The organism is Citrobacter sp. GW821-FHT02E08 (genome assembly GCF_059421685.1).
The window spans coordinates 133,911-156,681 of the sequence record NZ_JBWKVL010000004.1 but is presented as its reverse complement, the minus strand read 5'-3'; the positions used below and the strand labels follow the sequence as shown (position 1 = coordinate 156,681).

Below are 22,771 nucleotides of genomic sequence, written 5' to 3'. Positions count from 1 at the left end.
TAATGAAATTCAGTGAACTGTGGTTACGCGAATGGGTAAACCCGGCTATCGATAGCGATGCGCTGTCGAACCAAATCACCATGGCGGGTCTGGAAGTTGATGGTGTTGATCCGGTTGCCGGTGAGTTTAACGGTGTAGTGGTGGGCGAAGTGGTGGAATGCAGTCAGCATCCTAACGCCGACAAACTGCGCGTAACGAAAGTCAATGTGGGTGGTGAACGCCTGCTGGATATCGTCTGCGGCGCGCCGAACTGCCGTCAGGGGCTGCGTGTCGCGGTGGCGACAGTCGGAGCCGTACTGCCGGGCGATTTTAAAATTAAAGCGGCTAAGCTGCGCGGTGAGCCGTCGGAAGGGATGCTGTGCTCCTTCTCTGAGCTGGGCATTTCCGACGATCATAACGGCATTATCGAACTGCCTGCGGATGCGCCGATCGGGACCGACATCCGTGAATACCTCAAACTTGATGATAACACCATCGAGATCAGCGTGACGCCAAATCGTGCCGACTGTTTAGGTATTATCGGTGTCGCACGTGACGTCGCTGTGCTGAACCAGGCGCCGCTGGTTGAGCCGGAAATCGCGCCCGTTGCGGCGACGGTCAATGATACGCTGCCTATCGCAGTAGACGCGCCAGAAGCCTGTCCGCGCTACCTGGGCCGCGTGGTCAAAGGTATCAACGTTAAAGCACCAACGCCGCTGTGGATGAAAGAGAAACTGCGTCGTTGTGGTATCCGTTCTATTGATGCCGTGGTTGACGTGACCAACTACGTGCTGCTCGAACTGGGTCAGCCGATGCACGCGTTTGATAAAGACCGCATCGAAGGCGGGATTGTCGTGCGTATGGCGAAAGAGGGTGAATCTCTGGTGCTGCTGGATGGCACTGAAGCCAAACTGAGCGCTGACACGCTGGTCATTGCTGACCATCAGAAAGCGCTGGCAATGGGCGGTATCTTCGGCGGTGAACACTCCGGTGTGAACGACGAAACGCAAAATGTGCTGCTGGAATGCGCATTCTTCAGCCCGCTCTCCATTACGGGGCGCGCACGTCGTCATGGCCTGCACACTGACGCATCTCACCGCTATGAGCGTGGCGTGGATCCGGCTCTGCAGCACAAAGCGATGGAACGTGCGACCCGTCTGCTGATCGACATTTGTGGTGGTGAAGCTGGTCCGGTCATTGACGTCACCCATGAAGCGACGTTGCCGAAGCGCGCGACCATCACCCTGCGTCGCAGCAAACTGGATCGCCTGATCGGTCATCACGTTGCGGATGAGCAAGTGAGCGATATTCTGCGCCGTCTGGGTTGCGAAGTGACGGAAGGTCAGGACGAGTGGAAAGCGGTTGCACCGAGCTGGCGCTTCGATATGGAGATTGAAGAAGATCTGGTCGAAGAAGTCGCGCGCGTGTACGGCTATAACAATATCCCTGATGAGCCGGTTCAGGCGGGTCTGATCATGGGGACACACCGCGAAGCCAATCTGTCACTGAAGCGCGTCAAAACGATGCTGAATGACAAAGGCTATCAGGAAGTGATCACCTATAGCTTTGTTGATCCTAAAGTACAGCAATTGATTCACCCGGGTGTTGAAGCGCTGCTGCTGCCAAGCCCAATCTCTGTAGAGATGTCCGCAATGCGCCTGTCTCTGTGGACTGGCTTACTGGCGACCGTTGTCTATAACCAGAACCGTCAGCAGAACCGTGTACGCATTTTTGAAAGCGGTCTGCGTTTTGTTCCTGATACTCAGGCGAACCTGGGCATTCGTCAGGACCTGATGCTGGCAGGGGTGATTTGCGGTAACCGTCACGATGAGCACTGGAACCTGGCAAAAGAGACCGTTGATTTCTATGATCTGAAGGGCGACCTGGAATCAGTGCTGGACCTGACCGGTAAACTTGCTGACGTACAGTTCAAAGCAGAAGCCAATCCGGCACTGCATCCTGGACAGTCCGCAGCGATTTATCTGAAAGGTGAACGTATTGGTTTTATTGGGGTTGTTCATCCTGAGCTGGAACGTAAACTGGATCTCAACGGTCGCACTCTGGTGTTTGAACTGGAGTGGAATAAGCTCGCAGACCGCGTGGTGCCTCAGGCGGGTGAGATTTCTCGCTTCCCGGCTAACCGTCGCGATATCGCGGTTGTGGTCGCAGAAAACGTTCCTGCAGCAGATATTTTATCTGAGTGTAAGAAAGTTGGCGTAAATCAGGTAGTTGGCGTAAACTTATTTGACGTGTACCGCGGTAAGGGTGTTGCGGAGGGTTATAAGAGCCTCGCTATCAGCCTGATCCTTCAGGATACCAGCCGTACACTCGAAGAAGAGGAGATTGCCGCTACCGTCGCCAAATGTGTAGAGGCATTAAAAGAGCGATTCCAGGCATCATTGAGGGATTGAACCTATGGCGCTTACAAAAGCTGAAATGTCAGAATATCTGTTTGATAAGCTTGGGCTTAGCAAGCGGGATGCCAAAGAACTGGTCGAACTGTTTTTCGAAGAGATCCGTCGTGCTCTGGAAAACGGTGAGCAGGTAAAACTCTCTGGTTTTGGTAACTTCGATCTGCGTGATAAGAATCAACGTCCGGGCCGTAACCCGAAAACGGGCGAAGATATTCCCATTACAGCAAGGCGCGTGGTGACCTTCAGACCCGGACAGAAGTTAAAGAGTCGGGTTGAAAACGCAACGCCCAAAGAAGAGTAATTTTTAACTAACTAAAAAGGCCGCTTTTGCGGCCTTTTTTCTTTTCACTGCTGCATAAGCACCGTAAAATCAAGATCATCCCTTTTCAGCAGAATGGAAAATATGCTGACTTTTGCCCGCCAACAACAGCGACGACATGTGCGCTGGATACTGAGTCTGACGGCGCTAACGCTGCTGGCAGCCGCTGTAAGTTTATGTGCTGGAGAACAGTGGATAGGTCCAGGTGAGTGGTTTGGTACCCGTGGAGACCTGTTTGTCTGGCAAATTCGACTGCCACGGACGCTGGCTGTTTTGCTGGTCGGGGCCGCACTGGCGCTCTCCGGCGCGGTGATGCAGGCACTCTTTGAAAACCCACTTGCGGAGCCGGGACTGCTTGGCGTTTCCAATGGCGCTGGTGTGGGGCTTATTGCGGCCGTGCTGTTAGGGCAGGGTAAGCTTCCGGGTTGGGCATTAGGGGTGTGCGCGATTGCAGGCGCACTCATTATCACGCTCATTCTTCTGCGTTTCGCACGTCGTCATCTTTCGACCAGTCGCTTACTGCTTGCCGGTGTCGCGTTGGGCATTATTTGTAGTGCACTGATGACGTGGGCGATCTATTTTTCCACCTCTTTTGACCTGCGCCAGTTGATGTACTGGATGATGGGGGGCTTCGGCGGCGTTGACTGGCAACAGAGCTGGTTGATGATCGCATTGATTCCGGTTCTGATCTGGATTTGCTGCCAGTCGCAGGCTATGAATATGCTGGCATTGGGCGAAACCTCTGCCCGCCAGCTTGGATTGCCTTTATGGTTCTGGCGTAATCTTCTGGTGGTGGCGACAGGATGGATGGTTGGCGTAAGCGTGGCGTTGGCCGGGGCTATCGGCTTTATCGGTTTGGTTATTCCCCATATCTTGCGTTTATGCGGGTTAACCGACCATCGTGTCTTATTGCCTGCGTGTGCGCTGGCAGGAGCGATTGCGCTGTTGACGGCGGATGTGGTTGCCCGACTGGCGCTCGCCTCCGCAGAACTTCCTATTGGTGTGGTAACGGCCACATTAGGGGCGCCTGTCTTCATCTGGTTGCTATTAAAAGCAGGACGTTAAATACAAAGATCATCGCTGTTCGGTCTATGATTAGAAACTGATGTTGTTCAATACTCATTCGTCTGTTACCCGGGAGACGTTATGCAAAAGACCATTCTCAACACTCAAGTGACAAGCATCGACGGCGAGGAGATCTCGCTTGCGAAATATGCCGGAAATGTACTGCTGATCGTTAACGTGGCGTCAAAATGCGGTTTAACGCCGCAGTATGAACAACTGGAAAACCTGCAAAAAACCTGGGGCGAACGTGGATTTGCCGTGTTGGGTTTTCCGTGCAACCAGTTCCTCGGGCAGGAACCGGGCAGCGAAGATGAGATTAAAACGTACTGCGCCACGACCTGGGGCGTGACGTTCCCGATGTTCAGCAAAATTGATGTCAATGGCGACGACCGCCACCCGTTGTACCAAAAATTGGTCGCTGCCGCGCCTGCGGCCATTGCCCCGCAGGCGAGCGCTTTTTACGAGCGGATGGCCAGCAAAGGACGTGCGCCGCTGTATCCTGACGATATTTTGTGGAACTTTGAGAAGTTTTTAGTGGGCAGGGATGGACACGTCGTGCAGCGTTTTTCACCCGACATGACGCCTGACGATCCCATTGTCATGGAAAGTATCAAACTGGCGTTGGAGAAATAATGTCTCCGTTGATGCAGTTACAGGACGTGGCTGAAAGCACCCGGCTTGGTCCACTTTCAGGTTCGATCAAAGCTGGCGAAATCTTACACCTTGTCGGACCTAACGGGGCGGGGAAAAGCACACTGCTGGCGCGGATGGCAGGCCTGACCAGCGGTGCCGGAACTGTCGTATTTGGCGGTACGGCTCTGGAATCCTGGCCTGCCGCAAAGCTTGCCCAACATCGCGCCTACCTTGCGCAACAGCAAAATCCCCCTTTTGCCATGCCTGTCTGGCATTACCTGACGCTTCATCAGCCCGATAAAACACGAACCGATCTGCTGAAAGAGGTGGCAGAGGCACTCGGATTGGGCGATAAGCTGGAACGAGGCACGAATCAACTCTCCGGCGGCGAGTGGCAACGTGTCCGTCTTGCGGCGGTAATGCTACAAATTTCACCAGATTCTAATCCTCACGGGCAATTGTTGCTTCTGGACGAACCGATGAACAGCCTGGATGTTGCGCAACAAAACGCACTGGACCGATTGCTCAGTCGGCTTTGCCTGCAGGGAATTGCTGTCGTGATGAGCAGCCATGATCTTAACCACACGCTACGTCACGCGCATCAGGCGTGGCTGTTGAAACGTGGGGCGTTGATTGCCTGTGGGCCGCGTGAAGAGGTGCTGACACCGCCCAATTTAGCCCGTGCGTATGGGTTAAACTTCCGGCGGCTTGATGTGGAAGGCCACAGAATGCTCATATCAACCACTTAAGTTAAATGGTTTCTTGAAAATAAGGCGCTTTCCACGCTATATAGATATAAAAATAAAAAAGAGGATTCGTCCTGAATGCGTTTTTGGTTCCTTCTTATCGCAGCACTGGTGTTAGCTGGGTGTAGTAGCCATCGCGCTCCTGCGCCAAATGCCAGACTTTCGGATTCCATTACGGTGATCGCGGGTCTCAATGATCAGTTACAGAACTGGCGCGGAACACCGTACCGTTATGGCGGAATGAGCCGTAGTGGTGTGGACTGTTCAGGGTTTGTGTTGATGACGATGCGTGACCAGTTCTCTCTGCAACTGCCACGAGACACCCGACAACAGTCCAAAATTGGTACGGAAATCGACAAAGATGATCTCCTGCCCGGCGATCTGGTTTTCTTTAAAACCGGTTCGGGTGAGAGTGGTTTGCATGTCGGTATCTATGACACCAATAATCAATTTATCCATGCGTCGACCAGTCGAGGGGTGATGCGTTCATCTCTCGACAATGTCTACTGGCGCAAAAATTTTTGGCAGGCCCGAAGAATTTAATCATACGGATGACAAGGTTTTCCTGGCTTATCATCCGTATTTAAAAATGGAATTTTGCGATTAATGACATAAGGCTGGTTTCCTGATAACCATACTATTCATGAAAGTAATGTGGTTAGCGTAAATTCGCGCGCATCCCATGAAAAAGTGTAAAACTGGATATTGGTTTATAATCAGGATAAGCTAAAAAAAGGACCCGGTTTACCGGATAAAAAGGATAAAATGAAAGCACCCCCATTAGTCTCTGAAATGATGTCGTTTTCCATCCGTTGTTACAGGATGCCGGATTACACCCAAACAGCGGGGCTGGCAAAATGATTGTTTCACTGGATAATTCCTATCACTCCGATCTCTTGTTTCTGCCCGCGCGGAGTGTAAAAGGGGATCTTGTCGGTTTAGAAATCATTGCAAACTTTGTCAGTGACGATGGCTCTGTACGTATGCCGACAGAGCTGGTCATACCCCGACTGTCGGCTGAAGAGCAGTGCCGTTTATTCGAAGAAAAACTCTCACTGATTGAAACGTGCCAACATTTCTTTATTCAACAAAAATTGAATGCCTGGATAAAATTAACACCAGCGGTGGTTGACGCATTAATATATGACGACCAGTTTAACGCGCGTGTTAAGCGATTTTCATTTCTTGAATTAATGATTAATGAAAATTACCCTGAATTAAATCGTGGAAAAGAAAATCCAAAACTGGTGAAATTAGCGGCTCGGTTTCCACTCATACTGGCTAATTTTGGTGCGGGTGATTCTTCAATGAAAGCCATTTTTGACGGTCTTTTCAAACGGGTTGCACTGGATAAAAGTTTTGTTCAGCACAGAGCAATGAGCATTTCATTTGAACCGTTTATGCAGGCTATTGTTTCGCAAATATCATCCTGTTGTGATTCCGTTATAATTGCGGGTATCGATACGGAAGAGATGAAGGCCCGCGTAACCCCTTTAGGTTTCAGCGTATTGCAGGGCTGCTTGTGGCCAGCCGTATCGGTCGGTCAGATAACGACTCTGGTACAGCGATAACCCTTCTATTTGCTGGTGTTTAAGACGGTAGTAACCGACTACACTACAAACAGGAGGCCCTATGACCCTGTCTTTTACCGCTCGCTGGCGCGATGAGTTGCCGGCAACGTATACCGCTCTTTCCCCAACTCCCCTGAGCAATGCCCGTGTGATTTGGCATAATGATGCTTTGGCACAACAGCTTGATATTCCAGCCTCACTTTTTGATATTGAACGTGGAGCGGGTGTCTGGGGTGGTGAATCTTTACTTCCCGGAATGTCGCCTCTGGCCCAGGTCTACAGCGGACATCAGTTTGGTGTCTGGGCGGGGCAACTTGGCGACGGACGCGGCATTCTGCTGGGAGAACAACTCCTGCCCGATGGCACGACGCTTGACTGGCATCTGAAAGGCGCGGGTTTAACCCCGTATTCGCGAATGGGCGATGGGCGAGCCGTACTGCGCTCTACGATCAGAGAGAGTCTGGCCAGTGAGGCGATGCATTACCTGGGGATCCCAACGACCCGTGCGTTGTCGATTGTGACCAGCGATTCCCCGGTTTACCGGGAAACGCCGGAAACCGGTGCAATGTTGATGCGTCTGGCGCAAAGCCATATGCGTTTCGGCCATTTTGAACACTTCTACTATCGCCGTGAACCTGAAAAAGTGCGCCAGCTGGCTGATTTTGCTATTCGCCACTACTGGCCCCATTTTCAGGATGAAGATGATAAATACACGCTCTGGTTTCGGGATGTGGTGTCGCGTACGGCGACGCTTATCGCTGACTGGCAGACCGTGGGATTTGCCCATGGCGTGATGAATACCGACAACATGTCTATCCTGGGGTTGACGATAGATTATGGGCCGTTTGGTTTTCTGGATGATTATCAGCCTGGGCTGATTTGCAATCATTCCGACCATCTGGGGCGCTACAGCTTTGAAAACCAACCCGCTGTGGGGCTATGGAATTTACAACGACTGGCGCAGACGCTTTCTCCGTTTATGTCGGTTGATACACTCAATGATGCGCTGGATGGCTATCAACTGGCCCTGTTGACGCGTTACGGCCAACGGATGCGGCAAAAGCTGGGATTCTTTAGCGAACAGAAAGACGACAATGCGTTACTCAACGCTTTGTTCAGCCTGATGGCGCGCGAGAGAAGCGACTATACCCGAACATTCAGAATGTTGAGCCAGACAGAGCAGCAAAGCGCGGCATCTCCGTTGCGTGATGAGTTTGTTGACCGTGCCGCCTTTGACGAGTGGTTCACACAGTATCGCGCTCGCCTGCAACGGGAACAGGTTGATGATGCATTGCGTCAGCAACACATGCAGCGCGCCAACCCTGCGGTGGTACTGCGCAACTGGTTGGCTCAGCGTGCTATAGAGAATGCGGAACGTGGGGATACGCGCGAATTGCACCAACTGCATCAGGTACTGCGCACACCGTTTACCGACAGAGATGATGACTATGTCAGCCGTCCTCCCGACTGGGGAAAACGGCTGGAAGTCAGTTGCTCAAGCTAGAACAGTTTATTTGGTCAGGAGAAGCTTACCGGCGTTCGTTTTACGCAGCAGATACTCCTGACCATCATGATCGATGATCACTTTTCCTTGTGGACCTAATAACGTCTGGCTGCTGATCCGCCGTTCCGTATCATTGGGGGGAGGGACGCTGCTCTTTTCCTTAGAATGAGGTGACTCGGTGTGATCCATACGTGACATAGCGTTCATTAATAAAAATCAATTTAACAATGATTATTATTATCAATAATATGGACGGTAACGGCAAGTGTTAAATGAGCGTTGCGTGTTGATGCGTAGCGAAGAGGGTGATGAGCAAAATAAGGGTGAGGAAGGAAGCGCCCATCCCCGAAGGAATGGGCCGTACATCAAAAACGGCACTCCACGGCGGAGGCTAATTTTTCCAGCAACAGTTCGGTGTCTTCCCAGTTCAGGCAGGGGTCGGTAATCGACTGACCGTACACCAGCGGTTGACCGCTAACGATTTTCTGCGTGCCTTCACGCAAGAAACTTTCGGCCATGACCCCGGCAATCGCAGTGGAGCCATTACGAATTTGCTGGCAAACGTCATCACACACGTCCAGTTGGCGGCGGTGCTGCTTCTGGCAGTTGCCGTGACTAAAGTCCACCACCAGATGTTCCGGCAGATCAAACTCGTGCAAGGTATCGCAGGCGGCGGCAATATCTTCAGCGTGGTAATTGGGCTTTTTACCGCCACGCATAATGATATGACCATAAGGGTTGCCACTGGTCTGATAAATGGTCATCTGGCCCGATTTATCCGGTGAAAGGAACATATGACTGGCGCGGGAGGCGCGAATGGCGTCGACGGCAATGCGTGTGTTGCCATCAGTACCGTTTTTAAATCCGACAGGGCAGGAGAGTGCGGAAGCCATTTCACGGTGGATCTGGCTTTCTGTGGTCCGTGCGCCAATGGCTCCCCAGCTGATCAGATCGGCGATAAACTGCCCCGTCACCATGTCGAGAAATTCAGTCGCGGTTGGTACGCCTAATTCATTGACTTTCAGCAGTAATTTTCGCGCCAGTTCAATGCCGTGGTTAACACGATAGCTGCCGTTTAAATCAGGGTCGGAGATTAAGCCTTTCCAGCCAACAACGGTACGCGGCTTTTCAAAATAGGTGCGCATGACGATTTCCAGGCGCGCCTGATGTTTTGAACGCAGTGTTTGCAAACGGCTGGCGTAATCCATCGCGGCATCAAGATCGTGAATTGAGCAAGGGCCAATGATCACCAGCAGGCGGGGATCTTCACCATTCAATATTTTTTCAATCCGGCGTCGCGAGTCGGTAACGTGGCTTGCAACAGCGGACGATACGGGATGTCGTAGCGCCAATTCGGCGGGGGTGACAAGACTGTCTATACGCGCAGTACGGAGTTCGTCGGTTCTGTTCATTACATCTCTCAGAAATTTGTTGCTTCAACGGCAGGACTACCGGGAAGTGATGGGCATCACGATAAACCAATCCCTGCTGATTTCAAGTGCGAGGCGTGTCACACCTCGCAAGCTATCAGAGATGATAACGAAAATTGAATCATTGCACTAGCGCATTAGTACATTCGGCGATTCAATCCCATAATGTCGAGAATTTTAGTCGCAATTTCTTCTACCGAGTAATTGGTACTGTTCAACCACGGGATCTGGTTTTTACGATACAGCGCTTCAACTTCCGCCACTTCCATCCGGCACTGGCGCAGTGAAGCATAACGGCTGTTTTCACGGCGCTCTTCGCGAATGGCCGCCAGACGTTCCGCCTCGATCGTCAAACCAAAAAGCTTGTGCTGGAGGGGTTTCAGAGACGCGGGTAACACCAGATTATCCATATCATCAGCAATAAAGGGGTAGTTTGCCGCCCGGATGCCAAACTGCATTGCCAGATAAAGACTGGTCGGCGTTTTTCCACAACGTGAGACACCCAACAGGATCACCTGAGCCTGATCGAGGTTGCGCAACGAAATGCCGTCATCATGCGCGAGGGTGTAGTCAATGGCGGCGATGCGCGCATCATACTTATTGAGATTGCCGGGATTAAGACCGTGGGTGCGATGCGCAATCGGGGTCGGGTCAAGCTTCATTTCTTGCTGCAGCGGCGCGACCAGCGCCTGCACAATGTCCTGACAGAAACCTTCGCTTTGCAAAATGATTGCGCGGATTTCGGGTAGCACAATGGAGTAGAACACCAGCGGGCGCACACCAGTTTGCTGGTAAATCGCGTCGATCTGGTCTTTGACCGCCCTGGCGCGACTCTCATTTTCGACAAACGGCAGCGTGATGCTACTGATCGTCACGGGAAACTGCGACATGACAGCATGTCCCAGCACTTCGGCAGTAATGGCCGTACCATCAGAAATATAAAAAACATGACGATCAACAACATTATCCATTTTGTTCATCCTGAAGAGCACACATAATTCTCTGAAAGCATAAATTAAAAAAAGACAGAAGCGTATAACTCAGCTCTTATTTTATAAAATGAAACACTATTTTTATATTTACTGAAAAGTACATTTCATTTTTTGGAACTGATGTTTATACCGACAGTTTTTAGGGGGATCGCCCGTACTTCGTGGCTTTGCGCAAATGCGGAAACAATCTGAAAAAAGAAAAAATATATTTGCTTGAACGATTCACCGTTTTTTTCGGCGGGTTAAATATGCAAAGATAAATACGCAATTAAGTGTTTCCTAAACTCGTTCATTTATCACAAAAGGATTGTTCGATGTCCAACAATGGCTCGTCACCGCTGGTGCTTTGGTATAACCAACTCGGCATGAATGATGTAGACAGAGTTGGGGGCAAAAATGCCTCCCTGGGTGAAATGATTACTAACCTCTCCGGTATGGGTGTTTCAGTACCGAATGGGTTTGCGACAACCGCCGATGCGTTTGACCAATTTCTGGACCAAAGCGGCGTAAACCAGCGCATTTATGAACTGCTGGATAAAACGGATATTGACGATGTCACTGCGCTGGCGAAAGCCGGTGCGCAGATCCGCCAGTGGATTATCGACACTCCTTTCCAGCCTGAGCTGGAAAATGCCATCCGCGATGCGTACGCACAGCTTTCCGCGGATGATGCTCATGCCTCGTTTGCGGTGCGTTCTTCCGCAACGGCAGAAGATATGCCAGACGCGTCATTTGCGGGCCAGCAGGAAACTTTCCTCAACGTGCAGGGGTTTGATGCTGTGCTGGTGGCGGTGAAGCATGTCTTCGCGTCGTTGTTTAACGATCGTGCGATCTCTTACCGTGTGCATCAGGGTTATGACCACCGCGGCGTTGCGCTCTCTGCAGGCGTTCAGCGCATGGTGCGTTCAGATCTCGCCTCGTCCGGCGTGATGTTCTCCATTGATACGGAGTCAGGTTTCGACCAGGTCGTCTTCATTACTTCAGCCTGGGGTCTGGGCGAGATGGTGGTGCAGGGCGCGGTGAACCCGGATGAGTTCTACGTGCACAAACCAACGTTGGCGGCAAACCGTCCTTCCATTGTTCGTCGCACCATGGGTTCGAAAAAAATCCGTATGGTCTATGCGCCGACGCAAGAGCACGGAAAGCAGGTCAAAATTGAAGATGTGCCGCAGGAACAACGCGACATTTTCTCGCTGACCAACGAGGAAGTCCAGGAGCTGGCGAAACAAGCGGTGCAGATCGAGAAACATTACGGTCGCCCGATGGACATCGAATGGGCAAAAGACGGTCACACCGGCAAATTGTTCATTGTTCAGGCGCGTCCGGAAACCGTCCGCTCACGCGGTCAGGTGATGGAGCGTTACACGCTGCATGCCCAGGGCAAAATTGTTGCGGAAGGTCGTGCCATTGGCCACCGTATCGGCGCGGGCACCGTGAAGGTCATCCATGACATCAGCGAGATGAACCGTATCGAGCCGGGAGATGTGCTGGTAACTGACATGACCGACCCGGACTGGGAACCGATCATGAAAAAAGCCGCGGCGATTGTGACTAACCGTGGCGGTCGTACCTGTCATGCGGCGATCATCGCGCGTGAGCTGGGGATCCCGGCAGTGGTTGGCTGTGGCGATGCGACCGAACGCATGAAAGATGGCGATAAAGTGACCGTTTCCTGCTCTGAAGGCGACACCGGTTACGTGTATGCCGATTTACTCGACTTTAGTGTGAAAAGCTCCAGCGTCGACACCATGCCGGATCTGCCGTTGAAGATCATGATGAACGTTGGCAACCCGGATCGCGCGTTTGACTTTGCCTGTTTGCCGAATGAAGGTGTTGGCCTGGCGCGTCTCGAATTTATCATCAACCGTATGATCGGCGTGCACCCGCGTGCGTTGCTGGAGTTTGATGACCAGGACGTGAAACTGCAAAACGAAATCCGCGAAATGATGAAAGGTTTCGATTCGCCGCGCGAGTTCTATGTTGGTCGTTTGACGGAAGGTATCGCGACGCTGGGCGCCGCATTTTACCCGAAACGCGTCATCGTGCGTCTCTCTGATTTTAAATCGAACGAATACGCCAACCTGGTGGGCGGCGAGCGTTATGAGCCAGAAGAAGAGAACCCGATGCTGGGCTTCCGTGGCGCTGGCCGCTATGTTTCTGACAGCTTCCGTGACTGTTTTGCGCTTGAGTGTGATGCGGTTAAACGTGTGCGCAACGACATGGGGCTGACCAACGTTGAAATCATGATCCCGTTTGTGCGTACGGTTGATCAGGCGAAAGCGGTAGTAGAAGAGCTGGAGCGTCAGGGGCTGAAACGTGGTGAAAATGGGCTGAAACTCATCATGATGTGTGAGATCCCGTCCAACGCCTTGCTGGCAGAGCAGTTCCTCGAATACTTTGACGGTTTCTCGATCGGTTCCAACGACATGACGCAGCTGACGCTGGGTCTGGATCGTGATTCCGGTGTGGTTTCAGCGCTGTTCGACGAACGTAACGATGCGGTCAAGGCGCTGCTGTCGATGGCGATTCGTGCAGCGAAGAAACAAGGGAAGTACGTGGGTATTTGCGGTCAGGGTCCGTCCGACCACGAAGACTTTGCTGCGTGGCTGATGGAAGAGGGGATCGACAGCCTTTCGTTGAACCCGGACACCGTCGTGCAAACCTGGCTGAGTCTGGCGGAACTGAAGAAGTAAAATAGATTACGTCACGTAAATCGAGAACGGCTCCCGTAAAAGGAGCCGTTTTTTTATGCCTTGTTAGTGCAGGAGAGCCAGGATAGCGCGTAAGTCAGTGACAGAAATTTGTCCCGGGGCTGACGCTTTTTTTACCGCGCCAAAGGTGGCGGCAGAACCAAACACCTCACCCGCCAGGCGAGAAATGACCCCTGTTTTAGCCATCGACATGGTGATAATCGGACGATCCGCATAGTTTTCATGCATATCCAGCGTGGCGGTAAGCAGGGTTAATACATCGCGTTTTGACTGAGGCATGACGGCAATTTTGGGAATATCCGCCCCCAAAGCCTGCATTTTGCGTAGCCTATGGACGATTTCGTCTGCCGCTGGCGTCTGGTGAAAATCATGGTTAGACATGACGACATAAACACCTTTTTCATGCGCCCTGGCAACGAGGTCTTCTACGTGTTTATCACCGGTGTACAGTTCAATATCGATGATGTCAGCAAGCCCACTGTCTATTACCGCCAGATTGAGCGCTGTGTATTCCTCAACGGAAAGCGCATGTTCTCCCCCTTCCTGAGCGCTACGGAAGGTAAATAGTAAGGGGATATCTCCCACTATCTGGCGAAGATGAGCCAGCGCGTTCAATACAGATTGCGCAGAACCCACATCCATAAAATGGTCGGCGCGCCATTCCAGAATGTCGAAATCAGCATCGAGATAGGCTTGTGCTTCCGTCTTTATGGTGGCGATGTCCTTGCCCATCAAAGAGACAATCACTTTCGGAACGCCTTCGCCAATGACGAGATTTTTTATTGTTAATGTCTTCATTATTACCCTTCACATACCTGGTCTGCGTTACAACATGCCGCAACACAGCATCGTTTTGCAACCATAGCCCCGGGGATTTTCAACACAATGGCGAAATAAAGGGGTCAGGGGGTCATCTTCAGGGGAATAAAAAAAAGCCCATCGTGGGAGATGGGCAAAGACTACACACAGCAATTCGTTGTTTCACTCAGGGGATGTCCATGCTTATAAATCAATGTGTTGATCTATAACCGTGAGCTAATAGTAGGCATGGGGATTTTTTGCGTCGATCAGATTCGTCTCAATAGTTTAAAAGCTGTAAAGAATTTGCGACACAAAGAGGGGAAAACAGAAAGATTCAGCAACAATATTGTGTAATCAAGGGGTTGATTGATTAGTAAGTCTAAAGTATTTGGCGTTTCGGAATATCGGGACTGCCCGTCGACGCGTTGTTAACGGGCAGTTCTGCCGTGTGGCTTTACCAGAAAAATAGGCTTCGGCAACACCACACTTTTACGATCTACTTGTGGGGTTCTTCAGGTTCAGCCAGTCCTTCCAGAGCGTTGTTTGGCTCATTATCGGGAAGCGGAGCCTCGTTGACCCACGCAGAGAACAGACGCCAGGAGACGGCCAACAGCACTGGACCAATAAACAGGCCGATCATGCCAAACGCAATTAATCCGCCGATAACCCCTGAGAGGATCAGAATCAACGGCAAATCAGCCCCCATGCGAATGAGCATTGGGCGAATCACGTTATCCAGCGTACCGACCACACAACTCCACACCAGCAGCACGGTGCCCCAGGTGTTGTCGCCTGTCCAGTAGAGCCAGATGATGGATGGAATCAGTACCGGCAGAGGCCCCAGTTGCACCAGGCAGGAGAGGATCATCAGCACGCTCAGCAGCGTGGCATAAGGCACACCGGAGATCGCCAGACCCACACCACCGAGAACCGCCTGCACCAGTGCGGTGACGACGACGCCAAGCGCCACAGCGCGAATGGCCTGCGCTGCCAGCACAACGGCTGCATCGCCACGTTTTGCCGCCAGTCGGCTTGCAAAATGGCGGACCCCTAAAGCAACCTGCTCACCACGCCAGAACAGCAGGGCGCTAAACAGCAGCATCAGGCCACAGTGCACCATAAAACGGCCAATATGGGCTGCCTGACCAACAAACCAGGTGGTCGTAGTGCCAATATAAGGCCGGATTTTGGCCATAATCCCCGAGCCGCCCATATCCAGCAGATTGTGCCAGGCGGCATACAATTTGCTCCCGACCAGCGGAATGCTGTTCAGCCAGGCAAGGTCGGGTAACGTCATGTCACCGGCGCTCATGGCGTGGATTAGCGGACCGCTGCCGTCGACGATGCTGTTCACCAACAGCGCAATGGGGATCACAAACAGCAAAACCAACAGGAGCGTCATCACCAGAACGGCGAGAGAACGGCGGCCCCAGAGCAGTTTTTGCAGCAGAAGTAAAACAGGCCAGGTGGCGATCACCACGGTGCCTGCCCAGGCAAAGCCAAGGATAAAGGGTTGTACAATCCACAGACATGCCACAATCATGATGACCAAAAACAGCGCCGATAGCAGCACTTGCGCGATATCCCTTGGCTGACGAATGTTTTCCATAAATACTTTTCACCTTTTCTGTACGTCAGAATGTTGACGTGATCTGAACACGCGAATCACTCGTATATAATAATGAGCAATTTCAGCGGTTTTTGACAGGGTGATTCTGCCTGTAATTCTGCTGAGCGCATATGAAAAAAATGTGATACAACAAATAGTGCAACACGCAAACGATTAGGCGCCGCCCTGTAAGGCTATTTTATTTACCGTTGTGAAGCTGAACAGCCTCTCATTGTCTGTAAAGTAGCCATTACCGTGACAGGCCCAGAGTCCACAACACAGACCGCAGGAAAGGGTCAATAATGATTCCACAAATTTCTCAGGCACCTGGCGTCGTTCAGCTGGTGCTCAACTTTTTGCAGGCACTGGAACAGCAAGGGTTTACGGGGGATACGGCAACCAGTTACGCCGATCGCCTCACAATGTCGACAGATAACAGTATCTATCAACTTCTGCCGGATGCTGTCCTTTTCCCCCGTTCAACGGCAGATGTGGCGCTGCTAGCCCGCCTGGCGGCAGAACCGCGATTCACCTCTCTTGTCTTTACCCCCCGCGGCGGCGGCACCGGCACCAACGGTCAGGCGCTGAATCAGGGCATTATCGTTGATATGTCGCGCTACATGAGCCGTATCATTGAGATCAACCCGGAAGAAGGGTGGGTACGGGTGGAAGCCGGCGTGATCAAAGATCAACTGAACCAGTATCTGAAACCGTATGGCTATTTCTTTGCGCCGGAGTTGTCGACCAGTAATCGGGCGACGCTGGGGGGGATGATTAATACCGATGCATCCGGTCAGGGATCGCTGGTGTACGGCAAAACCTCTGATCATGTTCTTGGCGTGCGGGCAGTGCTACTGGGGGGCGACATTCTCGACACTCAGGCACTTCCCGTCGAACTTGCTGAGACGCTGGGTAAAAGCAATACGACGATAGGACGTATCTACCATACGGTCTATCAGCGCTGCCGTGAAAACCGTCAGTTGATTATCGATAAGTTCCCGAAGCTGAACCGGTTTTTAACGGGCTACGATTTACGTCATGTCTTTAATGATGAGATGACGGAGTTTGATTTAACGCGCATCCTGACCGGTTCTGAAGGAACGCTTGCCTTCATCACCGAAGCGCGTCTGGATATCACCCCACTGCCCAAAGTTCGCCGTCTGGTGAATGTGAAATATGACTCTTTCGATTCTGCGCTCCGCAATGCGTCGTTTATGGTTGAGGCGCGGGCGCTGTCGGTCGAAACTGTCGATTCTAAAGTGCTCAACCTCGCGCGGGAGGACATTGTCTGGCATTCCGTCAGTGAACTCATCACCGATGTGCCGGATAAAGAGATGTTGGGTCTGAACATCGTCGAATTTGCGGGGGATGACGAGGCGTTGATTGACGCGCAGATCGAGGCGCTGTGCGAGCGACTCGATGGATTGATTGCCGGGCAACAGGCTGGCGTGATCGGCTGGCAGCTGTGTACTGAACTGGCGGGTGTCGAACGTATTTACGCAATGCGTAAAAAAGCGGTGGGTTTGTTGGGGAATGCCAAAGGCGCGGCAAAACCGATTCCTTTTGCCGAAGATACCTGCGTGCCGCCAGAACATCTTGCTGATTACATTGCTGAATTCCGTGCTTTGCTCGACAGCCACGGCCTGAGCTATGGCATGTTTGGTCACGTTGATGCCGGGGTGTTGCACGTTCGACCGGCTCTGGATATGTGCGACCCGCAGCAAGAGATTCTGATGAAGCAAATATCTGACGACGTGGTAGCGCTGACGGCGAAATATGGCGGTCTGTTATGGGGTGAACACGGGAAAGGTTTCCGCGCTGAGTACAGCCCGGCATTTTTTGGCGAGCGACTGTACGGTGAACTGCGCAACGTGAAAGCGGCGTTCGACCCGCAAAACCGACTGAATCCAGGCAAGATTTGCCCGCCTGCAGGTATTGATGCGCCGATGATGAAGGTGGATGCCGTGAAGCGCGGCACCTACGATCGCCAGATCCCGTTCGCGGTGAGACAAGAGTGGCGTGGGGCGATGGAGTGCAACGGCAACGGGCTGTGCTTTAACTTTGATGCCAAAAGTCCGATGTGTCCGTCGATGAAAATCAGTCTTAACCGTATCCACTCCCCGAAAGGGCGCGCAACGCTGGTGCGGGAATGGTTACGCCTGTTGGCCGACCGTGGTATCGATCCCGTCAAGCTGGAACACGAACTGCCGGAAAAACACGCCAGTTTGCGGACGCTGATTGCCCGCACCCGTAACAGCTGGCATGCCCGCAAGGGCGAGTACGATTTCTCGCATGAAGTGAAAGAGGCGATGTCCGGGTGTCTGGCCTGTAAAGCCTGTTCCACGCAATGCCCGATCAAAATCGACGTACCGGAATTCCGTTCGCGTTTCCTGCAGCTCTATCACACGCGTTATCTGCGTCCTCTGCGCGATCATCTGGTGGCGACAGTGGAAACCTATGCGCCGTTGATGGCGCGGGCGCCAAAAACATTCAACTTCTTTATAAATCAACCCCTGGTGCGGTCGCTTTCCAAAAAACACATTGGGATGGTTGATTTGCCGCTGCTTTCTACGCCGTCACTCCAGCAACACATGGTCGGGCATCGCAGCGCCAATATGACGCTGGAACAGCTGGAGTTGTTAAGTTTCGAGCAAAAATCCCGCACGGTGCTGGTGGTGCAGGATCCGTTCACCAGTTATTACGACGCGCAGGTGGTGGCAGATTTCGTCCGCCTGGTGGAAAAACTGGGATTGCAGCCGGTGCTGCTGCCCTTCTCGCCGAATGGCAAGGCTCAGCACATCAAAGGCTTCCTTAAACGGTTTGCAAAAACCGCGAAGAAGACGTCAGAGTTTCTCAATCGCGTGGCCGCGTTGGGGATACCGATGGTGGGCGTCGATCCGGCGCTGGTTCTGTGCTATCGCGATGAGTACAACCTGGCGCTGGGTGAACAGCGTGGCGATTTCCACGTGCAACTGGTTCATGAATGGCTGCCGAAGGTACTCGAGCCGATACAGCCGCTGGCGGTCAGCGGTGAGCCCTGGTATTTCTTCGGCCATTGTACCGAAGTGACTGCCTTACCCGGCGCGCCAGCGCAGTGGGGGGCTATTTTTGCCCAATTTGGCGCCAGACTGGAAAATGTCAGCGTCGGGTGCTGCGGGATGGCGGGTACCTACGGGCACGAAGTCAAAAATCATGAGAACTCGCTGGGGATCTACGAGCTATCATGGCGTCAGGCGATGCAGCGACTGCCGCGCAACCGCTGTCTGGCAACCGGTTATTCCTGCCGGAGCCAGGTCAAGCGTGTTGAAGGCACCGGCGTTCGCCATCCACTACAGGCATTGTTGGAGATTATTGGATGATCTGGAAACGTGAAGTTTCTCTCGACGCGCTTAATGCGATGGGAGAAGGAAACATGGTCGGACTGCTGGATATCCGATTTGAGCATATTGGTGACGATACACTGGAGGCGACAATGCCTGTGGATCGTCGGACAAAACAGCCGTTTGGCCTGTTGCACGGCGGGGCGTCCGTCGTACTGGCTGAAAGTATCGGTTCGGTTGCCGGCTACTTGTGTACCCAGGGCGAACAAAGAGTGGTGGGGCTGGAGGTGAATGCTAACCACATTCGTTCCGCTCGCGAAGGGCGTGTGAGGGGCGTGTGTAAAGCGCTGCATACGGGCTCGCGCCATCAGGTCTGGCAAATTGAGATCTTTGATGAACAGGGACGCCTGTGTTGTACTTCACGTCTGACAACGGCTATTGTGTGACAACGTCACTTTAATTATCATCCTGATTTTGCTTTTGGTCGTAATGTGCACAGTGGAAAGTGATATACTGTGCACGTTTTGAACAAAAGTGAGGATGATATGTCTACCCAATTAGACCCAAGCCAACTGGCCATTGAATTTATTCGTCGCGATAAAACCGAGCTTTCTCCCGCGCAGTATCTGAAACGTTTGAAACAACTCGAGCTGGAATTTGCCGATTTACTCGCACTTTCCTCCACTGAGCTGAAAGAAGAAATTTATTTTGCCTGGCGGCTGGGCGTGCATTGATGCCGGACCGCCTGAAAGGCGACGGCCTATAATGCCAAACAGAAAACCCCGACAGTCTCCCGCCGGGGTTATTTTTTATCTGCTCACCATGCCATTTCACCGCTGTTGACCTTCGCACTCAATTCAAGCGAACTTTCATCCGCTAACCCCGGCCAGGCGGCTTTTAACGTCTGAATCACGTACGTTGATCCCTTTTTCGCCTCCAGCGCTTTTTCGAAGGATTGCAGATAATCTTGCGTGAAACGGATTGCGCTATCGCCAGCCGGACGTTCGCCAATGTAGTGCCCTGGGATCACCTGATCCGGCTTCAGATTCTGCATTTCATTGAGAGTGTCTCGCCATGCCGCGCGCTGTTTTGCCGATTGCGTGTCTGCCGTCCAGACGTGAATGCCGGAAGCAATGCCCGTGCCGCCCAGAATGGCACGGTTCGCAGGGATCCAGATATAGGCGGCATAATCATTCGGATGGCGGAGTTCCAGCGTTTCACCATCAACGGTGAAACGGGTATCGTGGGTGACCGTTGGCGCCGTCACCGCTGTTGGCGCGCCGTCTTTCATTTGTGGGCCCCAGAACGCCAGTTTGGCGTCTTTTGTCGCGCGAATATGGTCAACCACGTGGGGCGTCGCCAGGATCTTCACCTCTGGAAAGGCGCTGACCAGTGGTTGTAGGCCAAAGTAAAAATCCGGATCGCCGGAGGTAATCACGATGGCTTTCAGTTTTTTGCCCTTCGCCTGAATCATCTTCACCAGTTTTTCGCCGTCTTTGATGCTGAACTGCGCATCAAACAAGATGGCCTCTTTCGGGCCGGAAACCAGCGTGGAAGAGACCGGGAAAAGACCGTTTTCTTGCGGATTATAAACATCAAGTTGAAGCGGGGCGGCGAGTAACGGCGATGCGGCAAATGACAGCAGCAGTGCCAGCGTTTTAACGTTCATAACAGGAAACCTTATGCAGAGGATGTTGTTTTCTTTACGCCTCGTATTTTAAGCAAATATCGATCTGTTAAAATTCCTCTATCAGGACATGCTTAGTTTCGTAAAACGATCAGATGAGGGAAGAATGGACAGAGTGATGGCGGCAACGGTGTTTAATCATATCTGCGATCTGGGCAGTCTGAGCGCCGCATCCCGCGCGCTGGGGATCTCAAGACCGATGGTGAGCCGCTATCTGGATGAAATGGAAAAATGGGCAGGCGCCAGACTGATCCATCGTTCATCACGGCGATTAACGATTACCCCTGCCGGGGAAGAGGCGCTGGTAAAAACACGTACGCTGGCAGGGTTATCCCTCGATATCGCGGGGGCTGCCGGACGCGAAATCCCTTCAGGAATATTACGTGTTGCTTGCGCGCATTTTACGGCAACCCATGTTCTGGCCCCGATTCTGCCTGACTTTTTAGCGCGTTATCCGGAACTGCGTATTGAAGTTGAGATCAATAATCAACCGGTGAGTCTGGTGGGCGAACGCATTGATGTGGCGATCCGTATTACTGACAATCCTGAGCCAGGGACGATAGCCCGCCGACTGGGCGACTGTGAATCCGTCCTTTGCGCTTCACCTGATTATCTGCGCCAGCACGGAACCCCACAGACGCTTGAGGACCTGGCGCACCATAACTGTCTCTATTACAGCGGATTTGCAGGGAAATCCTGGCATTTTCTGAATGCTCAGGACGAGGCCATATCGGTGGCTATCAAAGGAAATTTAAGTGCCGGGATCTCCTCGCTCTTATGTGAGGCCGCGCAGGCGGGAATGGGCATTGCGTTGGTGCCGGAAAAAGAGGCTCGCCCGGGATTAGCAGAGGGCGCGTTAATTCGGCTTTTAGGGCAACTGGAGCCACGGCGACTTGCGGTGTACGGCATGTATCTTTCCCGCGATCATCAGCCAGCAGCATTGCGTTTGTTGCTTGATGCGGTGCAGGCCACAATGAGATAAACCCGATTATCAGAGCTATTCAGATGATTATTTGAGCGTCCAGGTGCTTAATATGGCTCATAAATAAAACAAACCGCAATTTGTGTTAAAAAGGCACTGCGGTGTTATGAGAGGATTCTTATGCCCCTTCAAGAGCTAAGCCAGAAATGAGTGCCGGAGATAAGCGCCGGATGGGGAAGGCGAACGGTCAGCGTTGTACCACAGCGCTGACCGTTCGCTGGTCATTTCCTCACTGTCTGTCATTTCTCTCTTTTTCAACCCTCTTCTTTTAATCTGTTTGCCGGCGATCGTCGTCGAACGCGTCATACCTGTTCTTCCTTCTTTTCAGCACGATTCACAATGTTGGTACTCCGCTACACCAGATACGTGCCAGTTGCGGCTATTTTATAAATAGGCATTTTCTATACATCTTTTATGATTTGACCTGCCAGAACGATAACCTCTCATTAATTCATTATTAATCAATGCATTGAACAAAAACATCGTTCCCTGTGATCCCGCGTAGCAGGGTCTATGCTTAGTTAACGTAGCCAAAAAGGGCGATTTAAACGAATGCCCCTGCGGATGAGGGGTTGAAGTGATAATCATTATCACTAACATGGTGTTATGCCCTGGTGGCTCATGACATGAGGTGAACCTATGGAATTGCATTCAGGAACATTTAACCCGGACGACTTTACCTGGCGCGGATTGACGTTAACGCCCGCCGCGGCAGCGCATATTCGCGAGCTGGTTGATAAGCAACCGGGTATGCAGGGTGTGCGTTTAGGCGTGAAGCAAACCGGGTGTGCAGGGTTTGGTTATGTGCTGGCGACGGTCAGTGAACCGCACAATGACGATCTGCTGTTCGAATTCGATGGCGCGAAACTGTATGTGCCGTTACAGGCCATGCCGTTTATCGACGGAACGGAAGTCGATTATGTGCGTGAAGGATTAAATCAAATATTCAAATTTCACAACCCGAAAGCGCAGAATGAATGTGGCTGCGGCGAAAGCTTTGGGGTATAG

20 protein-coding genes and 1 other RNA gene are annotated in these 22,771 nt (G+C 52.2%); 14 read left to right on the top strand and 7 right to left on the bottom strand.

What is annotated here, in order from left to right; genetic code table 11:
* Positions 1 to 2: 2 nt before the first annotated feature.
* The 8 genes from pheT to selO all read left to right on the top strand — a co-directional run bounded on the left by pheT (position 3) and on the right by selO (position 8,231).
* Positions 3 to 2,390 carry a phenylalanine--tRNA ligase subunit beta gene (gene pheT, locus AC07UY_RS07245; protein ID WP_494700967.1) on the top strand — a complete coding sequence of 796 codons (2,388 nt, stop codon included), beginning with the start codon at positions 3 to 5 and terminating at the stop codon, positions 2,388 to 2,390.
* 4 nt (positions 2,391 to 2,394) lie between these two features.
* Positions 2,395 to 2,694 (top strand): integration host factor subunit alpha, encoded by a 300-nt coding sequence (gene ihfA, locus AC07UY_RS07240; RefSeq protein WP_003030571.1) that lies wholly within the window; start codon positions 2,395 to 2,397, stop codon positions 2,692 to 2,694.
* 102 nt (positions 2,695 to 2,796) lie between these two features.
* Complete coding sequence (gene btuC / locus AC07UY_RS07235; protein ID WP_203358004.1) at positions 2,797 to 3,777, top strand: vitamin B12 ABC transporter permease BtuC; 981 nt, start codon at positions 2,797 to 2,799, stop codon at positions 3,775 to 3,777.
* Positions 3,778 to 3,858: 81 nt separating this feature from the next.
* Positions 3,859 to 4,410, top strand: coding sequence for a glutathione peroxidase (locus AC07UY_RS07230; RefSeq protein WP_494700966.1), 552 nt, complete (start codon positions 3,859 to 3,861; stop codon positions 4,408 to 4,410).
* Positions 4,410 to 5,159 (top strand): vitamin B12 ABC transporter ATP-binding protein BtuD, encoded by a 750-nt coding sequence (gene btuD, locus AC07UY_RS07225; protein WP_494700965.1) that lies wholly within the window; start codon positions 4,410 to 4,412, stop codon positions 5,157 to 5,159. The genes AC07UY_RS07230 and btuD overlap by 1 nt, the downstream gene beginning before the upstream one ends.
* Positions 5,160 to 5,234: 75 nt before the next feature.
* Positions 5,235 to 5,699 (top strand): NlpC/P60 family protein, encoded by a 465-nt coding sequence (locus AC07UY_RS07220; protein ID WP_203358001.1) that lies wholly within the window; start codon positions 5,235 to 5,237, stop codon positions 5,697 to 5,699.
* A 314-nt stretch (positions 5,700 to 6,013) separates the two neighbouring features.
* Entirely contained in the window at positions 6,014 to 6,727 is a 714-nt protein-coding gene (locus AC07UY_RS07215; protein WP_494700964.1) for an EAL domain-containing protein, read from the top strand.
* 61 nt (positions 6,728 to 6,788) lie between these two features.
* Positions 6,789 to 8,231 carry a protein adenylyltransferase SelO gene (gene selO / locus AC07UY_RS07210; RefSeq protein WP_494700963.1) on the top strand — a complete coding sequence of 481 codons (1,443 nt, stop codon included), beginning with the start codon at positions 6,789 to 6,791 and terminating at the stop codon, positions 8,229 to 8,231.
* Positions 8,232 to 8,237: 6 nt separating this feature from the next.
* On the opposite strand, the gene hemP is transcribed toward selO, so the two are convergent.
* The 3 genes from hemP to ppsR all read right to left on the bottom strand — a co-directional run bounded on the left by hemP (position 8,238) and on the right by ppsR (position 10,632).
* Complete coding sequence (gene hemP / locus AC07UY_RS07205; protein ID WP_494700962.1) at positions 8,238 to 8,429, bottom strand: hemin uptake protein HemP; 192 nt, start codon at positions 8,427 to 8,429, stop codon at positions 8,238 to 8,240.
* Positions 8,430 to 8,596: 167 nt separating this feature from the next.
* Positions 8,597 to 9,643, bottom strand: a complete 1,047-nt coding sequence (gene aroH, locus AC07UY_RS07200) for a 3-deoxy-7-phosphoheptulonate synthase AroH (RefSeq protein WP_203357997.1) — start codon at positions 9,641 to 9,643, stop codon at positions 8,597 to 8,599.
* A 155-nt stretch (positions 9,644 to 9,798) separates the two neighbouring features.
* Positions 9,799 to 10,632: a posphoenolpyruvate synthetase regulatory kinase/phosphorylase PpsR gene (gene ppsR, locus AC07UY_RS07195; protein WP_203357996.1), complete on the bottom strand. Its 834-nt coding sequence runs from the start codon at positions 10,630 to 10,632 to the stop codon at positions 9,799 to 9,801.
* Between the two features lie 335 nt (positions 10,633 to 10,967).
* Between ppsR and ppsA the strand changes: the two genes are divergently transcribed.
* On the top strand, positions 10,968 to 13,346 hold the full coding sequence (gene ppsA / locus AC07UY_RS07190; RefSeq protein WP_494700961.1) for a phosphoenolpyruvate synthase: 2,379 nt from the start codon (positions 10,968 to 10,970) through the stop codon (positions 13,344 to 13,346).
* A 63-nt stretch (positions 13,347 to 13,409) separates the two neighbouring features.
* On the opposite strand, the gene aroD is transcribed toward ppsA, so the two are convergent.
* The 3 genes from aroD to ydiK all read right to left on the bottom strand — a co-directional run bounded on the left by aroD (position 13,410) and on the right by ydiK (position 15,774).
* On the bottom strand, positions 13,410 to 14,162 hold the full coding sequence (aroD, locus tag AC07UY_RS07185) for a type I 3-dehydroquinate dehydratase (protein ID WP_494700960.1): 753 nt from the start codon (positions 14,160 to 14,162) through the stop codon (positions 13,410 to 13,412).
* Between the two features lie 126 nt (positions 14,163 to 14,288).
* Positions 14,289 to 14,396, bottom strand: an RNA gene (rprA, locus tag AC07UY_RS07180) — antisense sRNA RprA.
* A 265-nt stretch (positions 14,397 to 14,661) separates the two neighbouring features.
* On the bottom strand, positions 14,662 to 15,774 hold the full coding sequence (gene ydiK / locus AC07UY_RS07175) for an AI-2E family transporter YdiK (RefSeq protein WP_494700959.1): 1,113 nt from the start codon (positions 15,772 to 15,774) through the stop codon (positions 14,662 to 14,664).
* A 302-nt stretch (positions 15,775 to 16,076) separates the two neighbouring features.
* Here ydiK and ydiJ point away from each other — a divergent pair, with 302 nt between their 5' ends.
* From ydiJ to AC07UY_RS07160, 3 genes are all read left to right on the top strand, one after another.
* Positions 16,077 to 19,133, top strand: a complete 3,057-nt coding sequence (gene ydiJ, locus AC07UY_RS07170) for a D-2-hydroxyglutarate dehydrogenase YdiJ (protein ID WP_494700958.1) — start codon at positions 16,077 to 16,079, stop codon at positions 19,131 to 19,133.
* Positions 19,130 to 19,540, top strand: a complete 411-nt coding sequence (gene menI, locus AC07UY_RS07165; RefSeq protein WP_203357991.1) for a 1,4-dihydroxy-2-naphthoyl-CoA hydrolase — start codon at positions 19,130 to 19,132, stop codon at positions 19,538 to 19,540. Before ydiJ ends, menI begins: the two co-directional genes overlap by 4 nt.
* A 99-nt stretch (positions 19,541 to 19,639) precedes the next feature.
* Positions 19,640 to 19,828 carry a YdiH family protein gene (locus AC07UY_RS07160; RefSeq protein ID WP_203357990.1) on the top strand — a complete coding sequence of 63 codons (189 nt, stop codon included), beginning with the start codon at positions 19,640 to 19,642 and terminating at the stop codon, positions 19,826 to 19,828.
* Positions 19,829 to 19,911: 83 nt separating this feature from the next.
* Here the strand turns inward: AC07UY_RS07160 and AC07UY_RS07155 are convergent, their stop codons facing one another.
* Positions 19,912 to 20,763 (bottom strand): Vmh family MBL fold metallo-hydrolase, encoded by an 852-nt coding sequence (locus AC07UY_RS07155; RefSeq protein ID WP_494700957.1) that lies wholly within the window; start codon positions 20,761 to 20,763, stop codon positions 19,912 to 19,914.
* A gap of 124 nt (positions 20,764 to 20,887) precedes the next feature.
* On the opposite strand from AC07UY_RS07155, the gene AC07UY_RS07150 reads away from it, so the two are divergent.
* Together AC07UY_RS07150 and sufA are read left to right on the top strand one after the other, a co-directional pair.
* Positions 20,888 to 21,763: a LysR family transcriptional regulator gene (locus tag AC07UY_RS07150; protein WP_494700956.1), complete on the top strand. Its 876-nt coding sequence runs from the start codon at positions 20,888 to 20,890 to the stop codon at positions 21,761 to 21,763.
* Positions 21,764 to 22,402: 639 nt separating this feature from the next.
* A complete protein-coding gene (gene sufA, locus AC07UY_RS07145; RefSeq protein WP_203357987.1) occupies positions 22,403 to 22,771 on the top strand; it encodes a Fe-S cluster assembly scaffold SufA in 369 nt (122 codons plus the stop codon).